This is a genomic window from Streptomyces prunicolor, from assembly GCF_045162825.1.
Classification (GTDB): Bacteria; Actinomycetota; Actinomycetes; order Streptomycetales; family Streptomycetaceae; genus Streptomyces; species Streptomyces prunicolor.
The window spans coordinates 9,269,426-9,289,015 of sequence record NZ_CP108676.1 but is presented as its reverse complement, the minus strand read 5'-3'; the positions used below and the strand labels follow the sequence as shown (position 1 = coordinate 9,289,015).

Below are 19,590 nucleotides of genomic sequence, written 5' to 3'. Positions count from 1 at the left end.
GCGGGAGACTCGGACCGCAGGAGGTCCAGCCAGGGGAATGGATCCCGGCGAAGCCATCGGCGAACAGGTCGAACGAACCGAGCAGATCTCGCATGTCGGGCGACCCTGGTTGGCCCCCGGGCCCGGGCCCGGCGTGGCTACGGCGACGCGTTCGGGGACCACCGAGACGTCTCGAATCGGCTCCGTTCTCGCCGCCTGGGCCTGGCAACACGGCCAGGTACGACCGCAAAGCGGAAGCGCCAAGGTTGACGCAACCCACCGACGGAAACGCTCGGCGAAGTCGCCGACCCAGCGCAGTCCTGACTTCACTCCCACAGACGAGTACCCGCCCTGAACAGGCAGTTTCACCAGCCCCTTCCGTGAGACGGAAGAGGTATTGCGCCCCCGCGCCCCCCTTCCGGACGATGTCGCCATCACCCAACGACGGGAGCCGCAACGATGCCGCACACCACCGCCTTCGCCAGGAACCAGTGGTACGTCGCCGCCTACAGCCACGAGGTCGGCCGCGACCTGCTCGGCCGGACGATCCTCGGCGAGCCCCTCGTCTTCTACCGCACCGAGGACGACGGCACCGCCGTAGCCCTCCACGACCGGTGTGTGCACCGGCGGTTCCCGCTCTCCGAGAGCCGCCTCGACGGGGACCGGATCGTGTGCGGCTACCACGGCTTCACCTACGACACGACCGGGACCTGCGTGTACGTGCCGGGCCAGAAACGCATCCCCCGCACCGCCCGCGTCGCCTCCTACCCGGTGGTCGAGCAGGACGCGTTGGTGTGGGTGTGGATCGGCGACCCGGCGCTCGCCGACCCGCAGGTCCTCCCCCGCGCCCCGCACCTCGCCTCGCCCGACTGGGTCACCGTCAGCGGCATGGAACCGATCGACGCCGACTACGGCCTCCTCGTCGACAACCTCCTCGACCTCTCCCACGAGACGTATCTGCACGGCGGTTACATCGGCTCCCCCGAGGTCGCCGAGACGCCGATCACCACGGAGGTCGACGAGGGCGCGGGCGTCGTACGGGTGAGCCGGCACATGGGCGACGCCGAGTGCCCGCCGTTCTACGCCAAGTCCACCGGAATACAAGGGCGGATCACCCGCTGGCAGGACATCGAGTACCACGCGCCGTGCCTGTATCTGCTGCACAGCCGTATCGCCCCGGTCGGTGTCCTGCCCGAGGAGGACGGCAGCGACCCGAACGGGTTCCACACCGAGATCACCTACGCCATCACGCCCTCCTCGGACGGCAAGGTGTACGACTTCTGGGCGGTCTCCCGCGACTGGGCCACGGACGACGCCGAGGTCACCGAGTTCCTGCGCGGCAACAACCACACCGTCGTCATGCAGGACGTCGACGCGCTCAACCTCCTTCAGAAGACGCTGGGTTCGGAGCGCGGCGGCTACCAGGAGCTGAGCATCAACATCGACACCGGCGGCCTCGCCGCCCGCCGTATCCTCGCCCGGCTGGTCGAGGAGGGCGCCAAGCCCGTGGAGCAGGTCCAGTGACCGCTCCGACCGGCGAGGTCTACCGCATCGACTGGCTGCCGGGCACCGACGTCCTGCACGGCACCTGCCACTGCGGCCGCGAGCACACGTCGCAGGACCCGATCGAGATGTGGGAGTGGATGCTCGCCCACCCCAGCGGCCACGCCGTCGACGAAGCACAGGGAGCCGACGCATGACCATCTACGAGGCCGAACTCGTCGTAGAACAACGCGAGTTCGCGGCCGACGGCGTCCTCGCCCTCACTCTGCGCCACCCCCTGGGCGAGCAACTCCCCACCTGGGAACCGGGCGCCCACATCGACGTCGTGCTCGGCCCCGACCTGGAGCGCCAGTACTCGCTGTGCGGCGACCCGGCCGACCGTACGGCGTGGCGGATCGCGGTGCTGCGGGAGCCGGACGGGCGGGGCGGATCGGCGTACGTGCACGGGCAGTTGGGGCAGGGCGACAAGGTGCGGGTGCGCGGACCGCGCAACCACTTCCGGCTGGAGCCCGCCCCTCGCTACCGCTTCGTCGCGGGCGGCATCGGCATCACCCCCATCCTCCCGATGCTGGCCGCGGCCGAGGCGGCGGGCGCGGCGTGGACCCTGCTCTACGGCGGTCGCACCCGCAACTCGATAGCGTTCACAGAGGAGTTGGGCCGCTACGGCGACCGCGTCACCGTAGCTCCGCAGGACGAGGTCGGACTGCTCGACCTGCCGTCGGTGCTGGATGCCGTACCCGAAGGCACTCTTGTCTACTGCTGCGGTCCCGGGCCGCTGCTCGACGCGGTCGAGGCGCGGTGCCCCGGAGGCATCCTGCACGTGGAGCGGTTCCAACCGAAGGCCCAAGTCGCGGGCGCCGACAGCGAGTTCGAGGTAGTGCTGGAGCAGAGCGGGAAGACGGTCACCGTCCCGGTGGGCGTGTCCGTGCTCGACACCGTGCGCGCCGCCGGGGTCGAGGTGCTGTTCTCCTGCACCGAGGGCACGTGTGGCACCTGCGAGACCGATGTCCTCGAAGGCACCCCGGACCACCGGGACTCGGTGCTGAGCGAGGAGGAACGAGCGGCCGGCGAGACGATGCTCATCTGTGTCTCACGCTGTCTGGGGAAGCGGCTCGTCCTGGATCTGTGACAACGCGGGCTGAATCCGTGACGACGCCGCACAACACGCGAAGAGCACACTTCGGCAACTGTCAACAATATTGTGAGCACTAGGCATTGACCTGGCCGTGCAGGGGCCCTACGTTCCCGCTCAACACCAGTTGAGCACCACTGTGCGCGATACGCACAGCCTGTCGGAACACCGTCGTCTGCACAGGAGTTGCCATGCGTCGTCTGCTCGTCGGCCTCGCGGCCGGAACCGTGCTGGTCGCCGCGTCGGCCTGCGGTTCGTCCGGCAACGGAGCGTCGGATCAGAACAGCTCGTCCACCGGTACCACCACGGTCAAGGTGGGGGTCATCCCCATCGTCGATGTCGCCCCGCTCTACCTCGGCCAGAAAGAAGGCTTCTTCAGCAAGCACGGACTGAAACTGACCATGACCCTCGCGCAGGGCGGCGCGGCCATCGTGCCGGGTGTGGTCAGCGGCCAGTTCCAGTTCGGCTTCTCCAACATGACCTCGTTGATGCTCGCCCAGTCCAACGACGTCCCCGTGAAGGCCATCGCCAACGGCGTCGCCTCAACGGGCGTGTCCGGCAAGGACTTTGGCGCCCTCGTCGTCAAGAAGGGCAGCACCCTCAAGTCGGCGAAGGAGTTGGAGGGCAAGAAGGTCGCGGTCAACACGCTGAAGAACATCAACGAGACGGCCGTACGCGAATCCGTCCGCAAGGCCGGCGGCGACCCGGACAAGGTCAAATTTGTCGAGCTGGCCTTCGACCAGATGCCGGCCGCGCTCGACAAGGGCCAGATCGACGCCGCGATGGCCGTCGAACCCGCGCTCACCACCATGCTGAACCAGGGCGCCCAGCAGATCGCCTGGCCGCTGGTCGACGTCGCGCCGAACCTCACCGTCGCCATGTACTTCACGTCGACGGCGTACGCGGCCAAGAACCCGGACGTGGTGAAGAAGTTCCAGGAGGCCACCGCCGAGTCGCTGGCCTACGCCGACGCGCACCCGGACGAGGTCCGTCAGATCGTGGCCACCTACACCAAGGTCCCGGCAAGCGTGCTGGCCAAGGTGATCCTGCCCAAGTGGCCCGCCGATCCGAACCGTTCGTCGATCGAGGCGCTGGAGAAGCTGAGCGAGACCGACGGCCTCTTCAAGAAGACCCCCGACCTGAACACGCTGCTCCCGTGAAAGGACTGAACACCGCACTCGGTGCGGCCGGACTCACGGCCTTCCTCGCCCTCGGCGAGGTCGTGCCGCGCGTCGGCATCGTCAAGGAGGCCTACTTCCCGCCGACCAGCCGCATCGCGTCCGCGTTCTGGGACGAACTCGAGGACGGCGCCTTCTGGTCGGCGCTCGGCGACACCCTCACCGGCTGGGCCCTGGGCCTCGCGATCGCCGTCGGCGCGGGCATCGTCGTCGGCGTCCTGCTCTCCGTCGTCCCCCACCTCCGCGAGGCCACGGCGTCGACGATCGAATTCCTCCGCCCGATCCCGTCGGTCGCCCTCATCCCCCTCGCGGTGCTGTTGTACGGCACCGAACTGAAGTCGGTGCTATTGCTCGTCGTCTACGCCTCGTTCTGGCAGATCCTCATCCAGGTCCTCTACGGCGTCCAGGACGTCGACCCGGTCGCCGAGGAGACGGCGCGGTCGTACGGCCTGGGCACCTGGGCCCGGGTGCGGCACGTGCTGTGGCCGAGCGCGCTGCCGTACGTCATGACGGGGGTACGGCTGGCGGCGGCCGTCGCGCTGATCCTGACCATCACGGCCGAACTGGTCATCGGGGCACCGGGGTTGGGCGCGACCATCATGGTCGCGCAGACCTCGCAGGCCGTACCGGAGATGTACGCGCTGATCGTGGTGACCGGTCTGCTGGGGCTGCTCATCAACGTGGGCGCGCGTACGGTGGAACGGCGGGCGCTGGCCTGGCACCAGTCGGTGCGCGGGGAGGTGGCGGTGTGAGGCGGGCTCTGATCCGGCTGCTGTTCGTGGTCGCGCTCCCGGCTGTGCTGCTCTCCGTCTGGTGGCTGGCGTCGGACGGCAGCACCAACGTGTTCTGGCCACCGCTGCGGACGATCCTCAGGACGTTCCCGGACGTGTGGACCGCCGACCGGTTCAAGACGGACGTGGTGCCCAGCATCCTGCGGCTGACGGCCGGTTACGCCACGGCGGCCGTGGTCGGTGTCGCGCTCGGCACGGTGATCGGCTCGTACCGGCGGGTGCGCGCGGTGTGCGAACCGGTCCTGGAGTTCCTGCGCGCGGTGCCGCCGCCGGTGCTGGTGCCGGTCATCATGCTGTTCGCGGGCATCGGCGACACGATGAAGATCGTGGTCATCGCGAGCGGCTGTGTCTGGCCCGTCCTCCTCAACACGGTCGAGGGCGTCCGCGCGGTCGACCCGGTCATGAAGGAGACGGCCCTCTCCTACGGCATCACCGGTGCCGCCCGGTTGCGCACGCTGGTGCTGCGCTCGGCCAGCCCGCAGATCTTCACGGGGCTGCGCCAGGCGCTGTCCATCGGGATCATCCTCATGGTCATCAGCGAGATGTTCGCGGGCACCGACGGACTGGGCTACACCGTCGTCCAGTTCCAACGCAGCTTCGCCGTCCCGGACATGTGGACGGGCATCCTCGTCCTCGGGATGCTGGGGTTCCTGCTCTCCGTCGTCTTCCAGGTGGTCGAGCGGCGGGTGCTCGGCTGGTACCACGGCCTGCGCGCCGCCGCCCGCCGAACCCCGTGAACATCGTGAAAGGGCGGTCCATGCTCGACGTACGTGGCCTGAACAAGGTCTACGAAGGTTCCGGCCGACGGGTGGAGGCGGTGCGGGACCTGACCTTCACCGTCGACGCCGGCGAACTCGTCTGTCTCGTCGGCCCGTCGGGCTGCGGCAAGACAACCCTGTTGAAGTGCATGGGCGGGCTGCTCACCCCGACCGCGGGTGAAGTCCTCCTCGGCGGACGGAAGGTGAGCGGTCCGCCGCCCGGTATGGCGTTCGTGTTCCAGGAGTACGGCCGCAGCCTCTTCCCCTGGATGCGGGTCGGCGAGAACGTCGAACTGCCGCTGAAGCAGAAGGACTTGTCGAAGGCCCGACGGCGTGAGCTGGTCGCGGACGCGCTGGAGTCGGTGGGGCTGACGGAGGCGGCGGGGGCGTATCCGTGGCAGCTGTCCGGCGGTATGCAGCAGCGGGTCGCGATCGCGCGAGCGCTGGCGTACGAGCCCGAAGTCCTGCTGATGGACGAGCCGTTCGCCGCGGTCGACGCACAGACCCGGGCCGATCTGGAGGACCTGGTACGGGGGTTGTGGCGGGAGCGCGGGATCACGATCCTGTTCGTGACCCACGACATCGACGAGGCCGTGTACTTGGGCGAGCGCGTGGTCGTGCTGTCCGCGTCCCCGACCGTCGTGCAGGAGCAGCTGAAGGTCGATCTGCCCGTGGAGCGCGACCAGTTGCACACCCGGGTCGCCCCGCGCTTCGCCGAACTGCGGACCCATGTGTACGAGCAGATCCAGGCGGCGAAGCGCGGAACTCTCCCGGTTCAGGACCGGCTCGCGCCGTCGGACACGCCTCCCCTTCGCTGAACTGCGCCATGGACCGGCCGGTGTTCGCGACGCGGGGTGACGGCCGATGGCCGACGGCTATGCGGTGTGCAGCCAGACAGCCGTGTCCTGTGGGAGGCGGCCCCGGTCGTCCAAGGGGCCGCTGGCGAGGAGGAGCCGGGTGCGCGGGGGGAGTTCGACGGGCTCGTCCGACAGGTTGACCACGCACATCGCGCCGCCCGGGCGACTGAAGGTCAGGGCGCCGTCCGGGGCGGGCAGCCAGGTGAGGGGGCCGTCGCCGAAGACCGGTCGGAGGCGGATCGCCTCGCGGTAGAGGTTGAGCATGGAGTCGACGGTCCGCTGCTGACGGTCGACCGCATACGATGTCCAACCGACCGGCTGCGGCAGCCACGGCTCCTCGCGCGAGCCGAAGCCCGCGTACGGTGCGCCCTCGACCCAGGGCAGCGGCACCCGGCAGCCGTCGCGTCCGGGGTCGGTGCCGCCGGACCTGAGGTACATCGGATCCTGTATGCGGTCGACGGGCAGCTCGACCTCGGGCAGCCCCAGCTCCTCCCCCTGGTAGAGGTAGACGACCCCCGGCAGGGCCAGTGACAGCAGCGCCGCCGCTCTCGCGCGCCGGGTGCCGAGGGCGAGGTCGGTCGGGGTGCCGAAGGCCTTGGTGGCGAAGTCGAAGCCGGTGTCGGCGCGGCCGTAGCGGGTGACCGTGCGGGTCACGTCGTGGTTGCACAGGACCCAGGTGGCGGGCGCGCCTATCGGGGCGTGCTCGGCGAGGGTCTCGTCGATCGAGGCGCGCAGTCGCTCCGGGTCCCAAGGGCAGGACAGGAAGGCGAAGTTGAAGGCGGTGTGCAGTTCGTCGGGGCGCAGGTAGCGGGCGAAGCGTTCGGTGTCGGGCAGCCAGACCTCGCCGACGAAGACGGCGCCGTACTCGTCGGCGACGGCCCGCCAGGAGCGGTAGATGTCGTGGAGTTCGTCGCGGTCGACGAAGGGGTTGGGGTCGCGGCCCTCGACGAAGTCGGGCAGGGCGGGGTCCTTGGCGAGCAGCGCCGCCGAGTCGATGCGGACGCCCTCGACACCGCGCTCGAACCAGAAGCGCAGGATGTCCTCGTGCTCCTGACGCACCGCCGGGTGGGCCCAGTTGAGGTCGGGCTGTTCGGGGGTGAACAGGTGGAGGTACCAGTCGCCGTCGGGGAGGCGGGTCCACACCGGTTCGGTGGAGCCGGCGAACTGCGACGGCCAGTCGTTGGGCGGGAGTTCACCGTGCTCGCCGCGTCCCGGGCGGAAGTGGAACAGCTCGCGCTCCGGGCCCCCGGCGAGGGCGGCACGGAACCACGGGTGCTGGTCGGAGACGTGGTTCGGCACGATGTCGACGATCGTGCGGATGCCCAACTCCCGTGCCTCGGCGATGAGTTTCTCCGCCTCGGCGAGCGAGCCGAAGGCCGGGTCGATGGCGCGGTAGTCGGCGACGTCGTAGCCGCCGTCCTTCATCGGTGACAGGTACCAGGGGTTGAACCACAGGGCGTCCACGCCGAGTTCGGCGAGATACGGCAGTCGGGAGCGAACGCCCGCGAGGTCGCCGGTGCCGTCGCCGTCGCCGTCCGCGAAACTGCGGACGTAGACCTGGTAGATGACGGCGGAGCGCCACCAGTCGTCCTGGCTCTGGGCATGGGGGGGCTGTCCCACGGTGCTGGCCTTTCTGTCGGGGGCGTCGAAGGGGGCGGTGTCAGCCCTTCGTGCTGCCCGCGCTGATCCCGGCGATGATGTGCCGCTGGAAGACCAGGAACATCGCGACCATGGGGATGCTCGCGATCACCATCGCGGCGATGAGCACGGTCAGTTGGATGTTCTGGGACAGCTGGACGAGTGCCACGCTGATCGGCTGTTTGTCGGTGTCGGAGAAGACCATCAGCGGCCACAGGAAGTCCTGCCAGACGGCGACGAGCGCGAAGATCGACACGACGCCGAGCACGGGCCGGGACATGGGCAGGACGATGGACCACAGGGTGCGGAGTTTCCCGGCGCCGTCGATCTCGGCGGCCTCCATGACGTCACGCGGGAGTTGGTCGAAGAACCGCTTGAGGAGGTACAGGTTGAAGGCGTTGGCGACGGCCGGAAGCCAGATGCCGAGGGGGCTGTTGAGCAGGCTGGTGTGGATCAGCGGGAGATCGGCGACGGTCAGGTACTTGGGTACGACGAGTGCCTGGGCCGGAACCATCAGCGTCGCCAGGATGCCGCCGAGGATCAACTTGCCGAAGGCGGGCTTCAGTTTGGACAGGGCGTAGGCGGCGGCCGTGCAGAGGACCAGTTGGAACGCCCAGGCGCCGGCGGCCTGGACGACCGTGTTCCACAGGTGCTCCGGGAGCTGCATCAGGTCCCAGGCGTCGGTGTAGCCGTTGAGGTGCCAGTGGTGGGGCACGATCGTGGGCGGGGTCTGCGCGATCTCGTCCGGCGACTTCATCGCGCCGGTGACCATCCAGTAGACGGGGAAGAGAAAGGCGAGCGCGAAGAGCACGACGACGCCGGTGAACACCGTCCAGTAGACGGCCTTTCCGCGCGGCCTGGCGAGGGTCGCCGGGGAGAGCAGCGTGCGGGTGGTCACAGGTCGTCCTCTCCGGAGCGGGTCAGCCGCAGATAGAGGGCCGAGAAGACGCCGAGCAGCACGAGGAGCATCACGCTGAGCGCGCAGGCGCCGCCGAAGTCGTTGTAGAGGAAGGCGTATTTGTAGATCAGGTAGAGGACGGTGACGGTGGCGCTCTCCGGTCCGCCACCGGTGATGACGAACGGTTCGGTGAACACCTGCATCGTGGCGATGATCTGAAGGAGCATCAGCATCAGGATGACGAAACGGGTCTGAGGGATCGTCACATACCGGACGCGTTGCAGCAGGCTCGCGCCGTCCAGTTCGGCGGCCTCGTACAGCTCGCCGGGGATGGACTGGAGCGCGGCCAGGTAGATCAGGACGGTGCCGCCCAGGTTGGCCCAAGTGGCCACGATCACCAGGGAGATGAGGGCGGTGTCGGTGCCGTTGGACCAGTTCGAGGTGGGCAGGTGCAGGAATCGCAGCGTCTCGTTGGCGAGGCCCGCTCCCGGGTCGTAGAACCACTTCCACAGCAGGGCGGTGACCACCGGCGGGATCATCACCGGAAGGTAGACGACGACCCTGAAGAAGGCCTTCCAGTGCCTCAACTCGTTGAGGACCAGGGCGAGTACGAACGGGATCGCGAAGCCGATGAGCAGGGCCAGCAGGGTGAAGACGAGGGTGTTGCGCCAGGCCGCGGCGAACTCGGGGTCGTGCCAGACCTGGGTGAAGTTGGCGGTGCCGACCCACTCGGGCGAGGAGCCGGGCGTGTACTTCTGGAAGGCGATCACGACCGCGCGGATCGCCGGGTACCAGGAGAACAGGGCGAAGCAGATCAGGCCGCCGATGAGGAAGGCGTAGGCACGGGCCTGGTCGAGGAGGCGGCGCCGCCCCCGGCCCCCTGCCGGGGGCGGCGCCTGGACCTGTCGTACCGCCGTCGGCTCGACGGGACTCCGGGTGGCCGTCCGGGTCATCGGGTCAGCCCCGGGCCAGGATGCCGTCGATCTTTCCGGAGGCGTCCTTGAGGAGTTGGTCGATGTTCGCGTCCTTCTTGGTGAGGACGGCGGAGACGGCCGAATCGAGGACGGAGTAGATCTGCTGGGCGTCCGGCGGCTCGATCTTCATCTGGAGCGACTGGTTGCCGTCGAGGAAGGCCTGGTAATTGGCCACCGGGACATTGGAGTTGGCCTTCTTGACCTGCTGGTCCTTGGCGTCGGCGGCGCCGGTGAACAGGCGCGGTTCGGGCAGTCCGACGGGCGCGTTGGCCTTCTTGGCGCGGGCGTAGTCGCCGAGGAAGCCGCTGCCCGGGGTGAGGAACATGCTGTCGAGCCACTTGAGGCCGGCGCGGATCTGGGCGGGCGTGTCGTGCTTGTTGAACATGTAGCCGTCGCCGCCGATGAGCGTGCCCTGACCGCCGGGCATCGGGCCGAGGGCGAGGTCGTCGTAGTTGCCGCCCTTCTCCTTGACCAGGATCGGGATGTTGTCCGGCGCGGAGAGGTACATGCCGAGCTTGCCCGAACCCATCAGCTGCTGCACGTCGTTGATGACGAGGAGCTGCTTGCTGCCCATCGAGTTGTCGGTCCAGCGCATGTCGAGCAGGTTCTGCAGGACGGCGTGCCCCTGGGGCGTGTCGATGGTGGCCTTCTTGCCGTCGGCGCTGACGACGTCGCCGCCCTGCGAGTACATCTCGGCGGTGAAGTGCCAACCCCCTTGGTTCTGGGCGCTGTAGTCGGCGTAGCCGATGGTGCCGTTGCCGAGCGCGGCTATCTTCTTGGCGTCGGCGCGGACCTCGGCCCAGGTCGTCGGTGCCTTGTCGGGGTCGAGGCCGGCCTGCTGGAAGAGCTTGCGGTTGTAGATCAGGCCCATCGAGTAGCCGGTGCGCGGGATGCCGTAGATCTTCCCGTCGACGGTGTAGATATCACGCAGCTGCTTCTGCAGCGTGTCGTAACTCTTCAACTCCTTGATGTACGGCGTGAGATCGGCCGCCTGGTTGATGTCGACGACATGCTTGGCGTCGGTGAAGTACGTGTAGAACACGTCCTCCATCTGGCCGCCGGCGAGCTTGGCGTCGAAGGTCTTCGGGTCCTGGCAGGGGAACGCGTCATGGGTGACGACGTCGATGTCGGTGTTCTTCTTCTCGAAGGCCGCGACGTCGGAATCGAAGAACTTGCGGTCGACCTTGGCGCTCTTGGGCGGCTCGCAGTTGACCGTGATGCGCGTCTTGCCGCTCGCCGAGTCGTCACCGGACCCGCAGGCGGCGGCAGTGAGCGCGAGAGAACAGACGCCGATCGCGGCGAAGGTGCGGCGGAACCCGGTGCTTCTCATCGGTGGACCCCTCTGGGCAGGAGCGGTGGGCGCCGCACACTCAAGCACCGCCGACACCTGTCCGCAAGATGTCGCGCAGAATCTGTAATTATTCGACAGCGCGGTGACTATCAGCCGCGCGGGGCTTGCGCGGTGGAACCGCGCACTACCAATTCCGGTTCGAAGAGCAGCTCTTCGGCCGGTACGGCGGTGCCGCCGACCTGTGAGTTCAGCAGCTCCACGGCGGCCCGGCCCATGGCCTCGATGGGCTGGCGGACGGTGGTCAGCGGGGGCTCGGTGCAGTTCATGAAGGCGGAGTCGTCGTAACCCACGACGGAAATGTGTGACGGGACGCCAAGTCCCTTGCGGCGGGCGGCCCTTACCGCACCCAGGGCGAGGGGGTCGCTGGCGCAGATGATGCCGGTGACGCCCCGGTCGATCAGCCGGGAGGCCGCGGCGTGGCCGCCCTCGATGGAGAAGATGGCCCGGGCGACGAACTCGTCGGGCAGGTCCGCCGCGATGGCCCGCGCGGCGGCCAACTTCCGTGCGGACGGCATGTGGTCGGCGGGGCCGAGGACGAGCCCGATGCGCTCGTGGCCGAGGGAGGCGAGGTGCCGCCAGGCCTGCTCGACGGCGACCGCGTCGTCGCAGGACACGGCGGGGAAGCCGAGATGGTCGATGGCCGCGTTGACCAGGACGACCGGGATGTTGCGCTCGGCGAGCAGTCGGTAGTGGTCGTGCGGCGCGTCCGCCTGCGCGTAGAGCCCGCCGGCGAACACGACGCCGGAGACCTGCTGTTGTAGCAGCAACGTCACGTAGTCGGCCTCGGAGACGCCACCCTTGGTCTGGGTGCACAGCACCGGGGTCAGGCCGAGTTGGGCGAGCGCGCCGCCGATCACCTCGGCGAAGGCGGGGAAGATGGGATTCTGCAGCTCGGGCAGCACCAGCCCCACCAACCGCGCGCGTTCACCGCGCAGTTGTGTGGGTCGCTCGTAGCCGAGAACGTCCAGGGCGGAGAGCACCGCCTGCCGGGTGGGCTCGGAGACTCCGGGTTTGCCGTTGAGCACCCGGCTGACCGTGGCCTCGCTGACCCCGACCTTCTTCGCCACCTCAGCAAGTCGTCGCGTCATGTGCGCAAGAATAGCGCAAGATACGCAAGTGGTTTGCGTTATGGGGTGGTCGGATCACGTCGCCCACAGATCCACCCGGCTTCCGGTGCCGGTCAGTCGTGAGCGGCCCACAGACCGCGGACATGCCCCAGGTGCCGGGTCATGATCTCACGCACGGCCCGCTTGTCACGGTCCAACAGCGCGTCCAGCAGCTCCAGATGCTCCTGCGCGGAGGCCAGCAGGCGTCCGGCCTCGACCAGCGCGGTCAGCCCGTAGAGACGCGAACGCCCCCGCAGATCACCGACGACCTCGACGAGGTGGGCATTGCCGGCCAGGGCGAGCAGCCCGAGGTGGAAGCGGGTGTCGGCCTCCACGTACGCGATGAGGTCACCGGCCACGGCCGCGTGGACGATCTCCCGGGCGGCCGGGCGCAGCGCCTCCAGCGAGACGGGGTCGACGGTCCCGGCCAGCCCCACCACCGTGGGAATCTCGATCAGCGCGCGGATGTGGGTGTACTCGTCGAGCTGCTTCTCGGAGACGGCGGTGACCCGGAACCCCTTGTTGGGAACGGTGTCGACCAGCCCCTCCTTGACCAGGTCCAGCATGGCCTCGCGCACCGGGGTCGCCGAGACACCGAAGCGGGCGGCGAGCGTCGGCGCGGAGTACACCTCGCCGGGCCGCAGCTCCCCCGCGATCATCGCGGCCCGCAGGGCATCGACGACCCGCTCGCGATAGCTGCTCTTCTTGCCGCCCAGCGTGGGCAGCTCCGGAGCGGTGGTGGGCGAGGCGCTGGCGCGCTGGACGGCCATCGGAAATCTCCTAGTAGTGCAATGTCACACAGAGCGCAATGTCACGCGTGACCCGCCATTATCCCCGGTCTAGAGGATGAATCCGGCCGGGAACGGGTCGGTGGGATCGAGCAGGTACTGGGCGGTGCCGGTGATCCAGGCGCGGCCGGTGAAGCTGGGCAGGACGGCGGGGACACCGGCGACCTCGGTGGTGTCCAGGAGCCGTCCGGTGAACCGGGTGCCGATGAAGGACTCGTTCACGAACTCGGTGTGCAGCGGGAGTTCACCGCGCGCGTGGAGCTGCGCCATGCGTGCGCTGGTGCCGGTACCGCAGGGTGAGCGGTCGAACCAGCCCGGGTGGATCGCCATCGCGTGCCGGGAGTGCCGGGCGGTGGCGCCGGGCGCGTACAGGTGGACGTGATGGCAGCCGCGGATGGAGGCGTCCTCGGGGTGGACGGGCTCCTCCTGGTCGTTGATCGCCTCCATGAGGGACAGGCCCGCCTTGATGATGTCGTCCTGGCGGGACCGGTCGAAGGGCAGCTCGAACTGGTCCAGCGGCAGGATGGCGTAGAAATTGCCGCCGTACGCCATGTCGTATGTCACCGTCCGCCCGTCGGCGAGGGTGATCTTCCGGTCGAGGCCGACGGAGAACGACGGGACGTTCCTGAGGGTGACGTTCTTCGCCGCGCCGTTCTCGACGGCGACCTCGGCGACGACCAGTCCGGCCGGGGTGTCGAGCCGGATCGTGGTGACCGGCTCGACGACCTCCACCATGCCCGTCTCGACGAGCACGGTGGCCACGCCGATCGTGCCGTGCCCGCACATCGGCAGATAGCCGGAGACCTCGATGTAGACGACGCCCCAGTCGCAGTCGGGGCGGGTGGGCGGTTGCAGGATCGCGCCGCTCATCGCGGAGTGCCCGCGCGGCTCGTTCATCAGGAACTGCCGGATGTGGTCGCGGTGTTCGCGGAAGTACAGCCGCCGCTCGTTCATGGTCGCGCCGGGGATCGTGCCGATGCCGCCGGTGATCACGCGGGTGGGCATGCCCTCGGTGTGCGAGTCGACGGCGTGCAGGACGAGTTTGCTGCGCATGACGCTCCTGGTGAATGCCGGTGAACCGATATGCCGTTGTCTACCCGAGTCCGGCCGCGACCGCCTTCTCAGTAGCGGCACGCACAGCGGCCTCCTGCTCGGGCAGCAGCGGAACGCGCGGCGGGCGCACGGGACCGCCACGCCGGCCGACAATGTCCATCGACAACTTGATGGCCTGCACGAACTCCACCTTCGAGTCCCAGCGCAACAGCGGGTGCAGCTGCTCGTACAGCTTCTTCGCCGTGGCCAGGTCGCCGCCGACGGCCGCGTGGTACAGCTCGACGCTCGCGGCGGGCAGCGCGTTCGGATAACCCGCCACCCAACCCTTCGCACCCGCGAGCGCCAGCTCCAGCAGGACGTCGTCGGCGCCGATCAACAGGTCGAGTTCCGGGGCGAGTTCGGCGAGCTGGTACGCACGCCGGACATCGCCGGAGAACTCCTTGACCGCGTGGATGTACCCCTCGCCGTGCAGCTTCGCGAGCAGTTCCGGCACCAGGTCGACCTTGGTGTCGATGGGGTTGTTGTACGCCACGATCGGCACGCCCGCCTTCGCGACCTCCGCGTAGTGCGCGAGCACCGAACGCTCGTCGGCGCGGTAGGCGTTGGGCGGCAGCAGCATCACCGAGGCGCAGCCGGCGTCACGGGCCTGCTCGGCCCAGCGGCGGGACTCGGCGGAACCGTAGGCGGCGACGCCGGGCATCACGCGCGCCCCGCCGATCGCGGCGACGGCCGTCTCGACGACCTTGGCGCGCTCCTCGGGGGTGAGCACCTGGTACTCGCCGAGCGAGCCGTTCGGTACGACACCGTCGCAGCCGTTGTCGACCAGCCAGGCGCAGTGCTCGGCGAACTTGTCGTAGTCGACGGCGAGTTCGTCGGTCAGCGGGAGGGCGGTGGCGACGAGGACGCCGCGCCAGGGGCGGTTCTGGGTGGTGGTCATGTGCGGTTGGGATCCCATCTCAATAGGGTGTGACATGTCATTGGCGGACAAGGCGTACGGTCAGTCGGGCAGGACGTCAGGTGGTGCGGCCACCGGCCGGTCGGCCTCGGCCTCTCCGGCCCGGGCCAGCACCCCGAGCGGTACGGGACGAGCGAACGGCCGCCGGGACGGGGTGAGTTCGCACCCGGCCAACCCCGCGGCAGCCAGCCCGCACATCCGCCCCTGGCACCAGCCCATCCCGGCCCGCGTCAGCAGCTTCACGGTCCGTACGTCACCGGCGCCGAGCCCGTCCACGGCCTCGCGGATCGCTCCCCCGGTGACCTCCTCACAGCGGCAGACCACGGTGTCGTCGGTGACGAGATCGGTCCAACGGGCGGGCGGCGCGTACACGGCGTCGAGAACGGCGAAGAACTCCCGCAGTTTGGTACGGGACTTGGCGGCCGGCGCCCAGGTGCGCGGGTCGGGTTCGGTGCCGTTCAGGCGTGCGGCGGCGGAGCGGCCCGCGATGTGGCCCTCGGCGAGGGAGAGGGCCGCGCCGCCGATGCCGGTGGTCTCGCCGGCCGCCCAGACGCCGGGGACGTCGGTGCGCTGCTCGTCGTCGACCTGGACGTCGAGTCCGTCGAGACGGCAGCCGAGGGTCTCCGCGAGATCGGTGTGCGGAAGCATGCCGTGACCGACGGCGAGGGTGTCGCAGGCGATACGGCGTTCGGTGCCGGGCCGGACCCGCCCGTCGGTGTCGAGCGCGGCTACGGTCACCGCCTCCAGTCGGTCATCACCGTGCGCCTGGATGACTGTGTGCCGGGTGAGCAACTTGATCCGGTGGCGCAGGAGTTGAGCGGCGTATCGGGCGCCCTCGGCGACTTTGCCGGGCTGTGTGGCGAGCGCGCGGGATCGTCGCGCGAACGCCTTGGGGTCGGCGGACTCGACGAGCGCGGCCACCTCGACACCGGCCGCAGCGAGGCCGGTTGCCACGGGGAGGAGGAGCGGGCCGGTGCCCGCGACCACGGCGGTGCGTCCGGGGACGGCGAGGGCGCCCTTGAGCATGGCCTGGGCGCCGCCCGCGGTGAGGACTCCGGGAACGGTCCAACCGGGGAACGGGAGGACCTTCTCGTAGCCGCCGGTGGCGAGGAGGACGGCGTCGGCGCGTACCTCGACCGGGTTCTGCTGTTCGGGGCCGAGGAGGGCGTGCACGGTGAAGGCGTCGCGCGGGCCACCTCCGTCGCGCGGGCCACCTCGGTCGGACGTACCGGCCTCCTGCCTCAACCGCCTTTCCACCAGCCACACATGATGATCCGTCAAGTGCCGTACGCGGCTCGCCTCTACGTGTCCCGCGAGAGAGTTGCTGAGCCGCTCCCACGTCCGCCACTGGTGGTGCAGGGCTTGCGGGCGTCCGGCGTTCAGTTCGGCGGCGGGCTGTCGGTAGAACTGGCCGCCCGCCTGCGTCGCCGAGTCGATCAGGGTCACGCGGACGCCGTGGGCCGCGGCGGCGACGGTGGCGGCGAGTCCCGCCGGGCCCGCTCCGATCACGGCGAGGTGCGGTCGGTCGTCAGTCATCGTGGCCCGTCCCCTCCTGCGTACGGATGGCGTCTCCCGGGTGCAAAGGCGCCAGGCAAGCCCGTTGGTTCGGGCGGTCGTTGACGGTGACGAGGCAGTCGTAGCAGACGCCGATCCCGCAGAAGATGCCGCGCGGCCGGCCCTCGCCACGGGTGGTGCGCCAGGACGTCACACCCGCCGTCCACAGCGCGGCGGCGACGGTCTGGCCGGGGAGGGCCTCGATCGCGCGGCCGTCGAGGGTGACGGTGAAGGCCGGGCCCGGGTGGGCGTCGGCGAGGTCCAGTGGGGAGTTCACGCGTCCTCCTCCTCGGGTAGCTCGGGGAAGCGGTCGGGTCGAAAGGGGGCCGGGTCGAGGTCCGGGGTCTTGTCGCTCAGCAGTTGGGCGATCAAGTGCCCTGTGCCGGTGGCGAGTCCGATGCCCGCGCCCTCGTGTCCGCAGGCGTGGACGAGGCCGGGGACGCGGGGATCGGGGCCGATGGCGGGCAGGTGGTCCGGCATGTACGGGCGGAAGCCGAGGTAGGAGCGCATCGCGTGGACGTCGGACAGGAACGGGAAGAGTTGCGTCGCGCCCGCCGCCAGAGCCCGTACGACCGGCAGCGAGAACTCCCGGTCGAACCCGACGCGTTCGCGGCTCGCGCCGATCAGGACCGGTCCAGCGGCCGTGCCCTCCACGACCGGTGAGGTCTGCAGCGCGGCCGAGTCGCTGGCCACGTCGGCCACGTAATCGGCGGCGTACACCTTGTGGCGGACCAGGCGGGGCAGCGGTTCGGTGACGAGGACGAAGCCACGGCGCGGGAGGACGGGGAGGGTGACTCCGGCGAGGGCGGCGAGTTCCCCGCCCCAGGTGCCGGCGGCGTTGACGACCGTGGGGGCGAGGACGTCGCCACGGTCGGTGCGGATGCCTTGGACCGTTCCATCTGCCTTGAGGAGTACGTCCGTCACCGTGCAGCCGGTGAGCAGGCGGGCGCCCGAGGCCCGCACGAGGTGGGCCGCGGCGAGGGCGGGCATCACCTGGCAGTCCTGGGGGTAGTACACGCCGCCGGGGAGGCCGGGGGCGAGATGGGGTTCGAGGTCGTACAGGGCACCGTCTTGGACCGGTCCAGCGACGACTCCGGCGGTGCGCTGCTCGTCGGCGAAGCGCTCCAGCGCGGCGAGCCCGTCGGGCGTGGAGGCCACGACGAGGCCGCCCTTCGCCTCGTACTCGACGAACTCCCCCAGTTCCTCGGCGAGTTGGGCCCAGAGGCGGCCAGAGAGGAGGGCGAGGTCGAGTTCCGGGCCCGGCTCCTTGTCGGAGACGAGCAGGTTGCCCTCGCCGGCGCCGGTCGTGCCGCCGGAGACCGGGCCGCGGTCCACGATGACGACGTCGAGTCCCGCCCGGGCCGCGTAGAGGGCGCAGGCCGCGCCCACCATTCCGGCCCCGACGATCACGACATCGCAGGTCAGTCGCTTGCTCACAGCAGTACTATGTCACATGCCTCTCTAGCTGGGTATGTCCCGACGCGACTGTCACCACACCCCCGAATCACCACACCCGAAATCACCACACTCTGACTCACCACCCCCTGAATCACCGCACACGGAAGAGGTGCCCGACGTGGCCAAGGGCCGAAAGAACGGTCTGTACGGAGGAATCCCCGACGAGCTGTCCGCCCTGATGCGGACCGGCTGGGCCGACACCGAGCGCACGGATCTGGAGCCGACCGAGCAGGCGCCGCACGCGGCACGCCGTCGGGCCGCGCTCTCCGCGCTCTTCCCGGGCGAGCGCCTCGTCGTGCCGTCCGGGAACCTCCTGATCCGCTCGAACGACAGCCACCACCCGTTCCGCCCGTACTCCGGCTATGTGCACCTCACCGGCGACCAGGCACGCGACGGTGCCCTGGTCCTGGAGCCCCGCCCCGACGGCGGCCACGACGCGCACTGCTACCAACTCCCCCGTGACAGCAGGGACAGCGACGAGTTCTGGACCGGTTACACCGCCGAGCTGTGGATGGGCCGCCGCCGCTCGCTCGCCGAGTCGGCACAGGTACTCGGGCTGCCCTGCCGTGACATTCGGACGATCGCCGAGGATCTGGCGAAGACCTCCGGGACACCCACCCGCGTCGTCCGGGGCGTGGACCCGGCGCTGGACGCGGCGCTCGACACCGACGAGGAGCGGGACGACGAGTTCGAGTCGGCCGTCTCCGGACTGCGGCTGGTGAAGGACGCGTGGGAGATCGGCGAGATGCGCCGGGCCGTCGACTCGACAGTGCGCGGATTCACCGATGTCGTAAGGGAGTTGTCACAGGCGATCGCCACCTCGGAGCGCTGGATCGAGGGCACGTTCTTCCGCCGGGCCCGCGTCGAGGGCAACCATGTCGGCTACGGCTCGATCTGCGCCGCCGGTGAGCACGCCACGATCATGCACTGGACCGAGAACGACGGCCCGGTCCGCCCCGGTGAACTCCTCCTGCTCGACGCGGGAGTCGAGACACACAGCCTCTACACCGCCGACGTCACCCGCACCCTCCCGATCAACGGTACGTTCACCCCGGTCCAACGCACGGTCTACGACGCGGTGTTCGAGGCCCAGGAGGCCGGCATGGCGGCGGTGAAGCCGGGTGCGCACTACCGGGACTTCCACGAGGCGGCCCAACGGTCCCTGGCCGAGCGGCTGGTGGAGTGGGGCTTCATCGCCGGGCCCGCCGAGCGGGCGTACGAACTGTCGCTCCAGCGGCGGTTCACCATGGCGGGCACCGGGCACATGCTCGGGCTCGACGTCCACGACTGCGCCCAGGCGCGCAACGAGGAGTACGTGGACGGGGTCCTGGAACCCGGCATGGTGCTCACCGTCGAGCCCGGCCTGTACTTCCAGCCCGACGATCTGACGGTGCCGGAGGAGTGGCGGGGCATCGGTGTCCGGATCGAGGACGATCTCCTGGTGACGGCGGACGGTTACGAGAATCTGTCGGCGGGGTTGCCGCGTTCGGCCGACGAAGTCGAGGCGTGGATGCGGGAGTTCGCGGGCTGAGAGTGTCGACTGGTCGCCCTGGCAGGCAGGGTGACCAGTCGTCAGGCAGGCCTCGCACCTGGGGCGCCCGGGTGGGCCGGTCGCCG

19 protein-coding genes are annotated in these 19,590 nt (G+C 69.6%); 8 read left to right on the top strand and 11 right to left on the bottom strand.

What is annotated here, in order from left to right:
* Window positions 1–438 precede the first annotated feature (438 nt).
* The 7 genes from OG588_RS42135 (at window position 439) to OG588_RS42105 (ending at window position 6,159) form a co-directional block, all read left to right on the top strand.
* Window positions 439–1,503: a Rieske 2Fe-2S domain-containing protein gene (locus OG588_RS42135; RefSeq protein WP_405951840.1), complete on the top strand. Its 1,065-nt coding sequence runs from the start codon at window positions 439–441 to the stop codon at window positions 1,501–1,503.
* Window positions 1,500–1,679 carry a hypothetical protein gene (locus tag OG588_RS42130; RefSeq protein ID WP_019058955.1) on the top strand — a complete coding sequence of 60 codons (180 nt, stop codon included), beginning with the start codon at window positions 1,500–1,502 and terminating at the stop codon, window positions 1,677–1,679. The genes OG588_RS42135 and OG588_RS42130 overlap by 4 nt, the downstream gene beginning before the upstream one ends.
* Window positions 1,676–2,611, top strand: coding sequence for a PDR/VanB family oxidoreductase (locus OG588_RS42125; protein WP_405951839.1), 936 nt, complete (start codon window positions 1,676–1,678; stop codon window positions 2,609–2,611). The genes OG588_RS42130 and OG588_RS42125 overlap by 4 nt, the downstream gene beginning before the upstream one ends.
* A 194-nt stretch (window positions 2,612–2,805) precedes the next feature.
* Window positions 2,806–3,774 carry an ABC transporter substrate-binding protein gene (locus OG588_RS42120; protein ID WP_405951838.1) on the top strand — a complete coding sequence of 323 codons (969 nt, stop codon included), beginning with the start codon at window positions 2,806–2,808 and terminating at the stop codon, window positions 3,772–3,774.
* The gene (locus OG588_RS42115; RefSeq protein WP_405951837.1) at window positions 3,771–4,544 is read left to right on the top strand and encodes an ABC transporter permease; all 774 of its coding nucleotides are present in this window, start codon (window positions 3,771–3,773) and stop codon (window positions 4,542–4,544) included. The genes OG588_RS42120 and OG588_RS42115 overlap by 4 nt, the downstream gene beginning before the upstream one ends.
* Window positions 4,541–5,320 carry an ABC transporter permease gene (locus tag OG588_RS42110; protein WP_405951836.1) on the top strand — a complete coding sequence of 260 codons (780 nt, stop codon included), beginning with the start codon at window positions 4,541–4,543 and terminating at the stop codon, window positions 5,318–5,320. Before OG588_RS42115 ends, OG588_RS42110 begins: the two co-directional genes overlap by 4 nt.
* Before the next feature lie 20 nt (window positions 5,321–5,340).
* A complete protein-coding gene (locus tag OG588_RS42105) occupies window positions 5,341–6,159 on the top strand; it encodes an ABC transporter ATP-binding protein (RefSeq protein WP_366097926.1) in 819 nt (272 codons plus the stop codon).
* Window positions 6,160–6,216: 57 nt separating this feature from the next.
* Here the strand turns inward: OG588_RS42105 and OG588_RS42100 are convergent, their stop codons facing one another.
* From OG588_RS42100 to OG588_RS42050, 11 genes are all read right to left on the bottom strand, one after another.
* Window positions 6,217–7,818 (bottom strand): glycoside hydrolase family 13 protein, encoded by a 1,602-nt coding sequence (locus tag OG588_RS42100; protein ID WP_405951835.1) that lies wholly within the window; start codon window positions 7,816–7,818, stop codon window positions 6,217–6,219.
* A gap of 40 nt (window positions 7,819–7,858) precedes the next feature.
* A complete protein-coding gene (locus tag OG588_RS42095; RefSeq protein ID WP_405951834.1) occupies window positions 7,859–8,734 on the bottom strand; it encodes a carbohydrate ABC transporter permease in 876 nt (291 codons plus the stop codon).
* Window positions 8,731–9,687, bottom strand: a complete 957-nt coding sequence (locus OG588_RS42090; RefSeq protein WP_405951833.1) for a carbohydrate ABC transporter permease — start codon at window positions 9,685–9,687, stop codon at window positions 8,731–8,733. Before OG588_RS42090 ends, OG588_RS42095 begins: the two co-directional genes overlap by 4 nt.
* 4 nt (window positions 9,688–9,691) lie before the next feature.
* Window positions 9,692–11,038: an ABC transporter substrate-binding protein gene (locus OG588_RS42085; protein WP_405951832.1), complete on the bottom strand. Its 1,347-nt coding sequence runs from the start codon at window positions 11,036–11,038 to the stop codon at window positions 9,692–9,694.
* A gap of 110 nt (window positions 11,039–11,148) precedes the next feature.
* Window positions 11,149–12,147 (bottom strand): LacI family DNA-binding transcriptional regulator, encoded by a 999-nt coding sequence (locus OG588_RS42080; RefSeq protein WP_405951831.1) that lies wholly within the window; start codon window positions 12,145–12,147, stop codon window positions 11,149–11,151.
* A gap of 92 nt (window positions 12,148–12,239) precedes the next feature.
* Window positions 12,240–12,935, bottom strand: coding sequence for a GntR family transcriptional regulator (locus OG588_RS42075; RefSeq protein ID WP_405951830.1), 696 nt, complete (start codon window positions 12,933–12,935; stop codon window positions 12,240–12,242).
* Between the two features lie 69 nt (window positions 12,936–13,004).
* Window positions 13,005–14,006 (bottom strand): proline racemase family protein, encoded by a 1,002-nt coding sequence (locus OG588_RS42070; protein ID WP_405951829.1) that lies wholly within the window; start codon window positions 14,004–14,006, stop codon window positions 13,005–13,007.
* A gap of 40 nt (window positions 14,007–14,046) precedes the next feature.
* Entirely contained in the window at window positions 14,047–14,943 is an 897-nt protein-coding gene (locus OG588_RS42065) for a dihydrodipicolinate synthase family protein (protein WP_405953347.1), read from the bottom strand.
* A gap of 60 nt (window positions 14,944–15,003) precedes the next feature.
* The gene (locus tag OG588_RS42060; protein ID WP_405951828.1) at window positions 15,004–16,497 is read right to left on the bottom strand and encodes an FAD-dependent oxidoreductase; all 1,494 of its coding nucleotides are present in this window, start codon (window positions 16,495–16,497) and stop codon (window positions 15,004–15,006) included.
* Entirely contained in the window at window positions 16,490–16,792 is a 303-nt protein-coding gene (locus OG588_RS42055) for a (2Fe-2S)-binding protein (protein WP_405951827.1), read from the bottom strand. Before OG588_RS42055 ends, OG588_RS42060 begins: the two co-directional genes overlap by 8 nt.
* The gene (locus OG588_RS42050; RefSeq protein ID WP_405951826.1) at window positions 16,789–17,952 is read right to left on the bottom strand and encodes an NAD(P)/FAD-dependent oxidoreductase; all 1,164 of its coding nucleotides are present in this window, start codon (window positions 17,950–17,952) and stop codon (window positions 16,789–16,791) included. Before OG588_RS42050 ends, OG588_RS42055 begins: the two co-directional genes overlap by 4 nt.
* A 139-nt stretch (window positions 17,953–18,091) precedes the next feature.
* Between OG588_RS42050 and OG588_RS42045 the strand changes: the two genes are divergently transcribed.
* Window positions 18,092–19,504: an aminopeptidase P family protein gene (locus OG588_RS42045; protein WP_405951825.1), complete on the top strand. Its 1,413-nt coding sequence runs from the start codon at window positions 18,092–18,094 to the stop codon at window positions 19,502–19,504.
* The last annotated feature ends 86 nt before the right edge of the window (window positions 19,505–19,590 follow it).

Excerpts from the sequence above, each read along its gene's own strand:
- OG588_RS42135 (WP_405951840.1), top strand. The coding sequence starts at position 439 with ATGCCGCACACCACCGCCTTCGCCAGGAACCAGTGGTACGTCGCCGCC.
- OG588_RS42125 (WP_405951839.1), top strand. The coding sequence starts at position 1,676 with ATGACCATCTACGAGGCCGAACTCGTCGTAGAACAACGCGAGTTCGCG.
- OG588_RS42120 (WP_405951838.1), top strand. The coding sequence starts at position 2,806 with ATGCGTCGTCTGCTCGTCGGCCTCGCGGCCGGAACCGTGCTGGTCGCC.
- OG588_RS42105 (WP_366097926.1), top strand. The coding sequence starts at position 5,341 with ATGCTCGACGTACGTGGCCTGAACAAGGTCTACGAAGGTTCCGGCCGA.
- OG588_RS42090 (WP_405951833.1), bottom strand. The coding sequence starts at position 9,687 with ATGACCCGGACGGCCACCCGGAGTCCCGTCGAGCCGACGGCGGTACGA.
- OG588_RS42085 (WP_405951832.1), bottom strand. The coding sequence starts at position 11,038 with ATGAGAAGCACCGGGTTCCGCCGCACCTTCGCCGCGATCGGCGTCTGT.
- OG588_RS42080 (WP_405951831.1), bottom strand. The coding sequence starts at position 12,147 with ATGACGCGACGACTTGCTGAGGTGGCGAAGAAGGTCGGGGTCAGCGAG.
- OG588_RS42075 (WP_405951830.1), bottom strand. The coding sequence starts at position 12,935 with ATGGCCGTCCAGCGCGCCAGCGCCTCGCCCACCACCGCTCCGGAGCTG.
- OG588_RS42070 (WP_405951829.1), bottom strand. The coding sequence starts at position 14,006 with ATGCGCAGCAAACTCGTCCTGCACGCCGTCGACTCGCACACCGAGGGC.
- OG588_RS42065 (WP_405953347.1), bottom strand. The coding sequence starts at position 14,943 with ATGACCACCACCCAGAACCGCCCCTGGCGCGGCGTCCTCGTCGCCACC.
- OG588_RS42060 (WP_405951828.1), bottom strand. The coding sequence starts at position 16,497 with ATGACTGACGACCGACCGCACCTCGCCGTGATCGGAGCGGGCCCGGCG.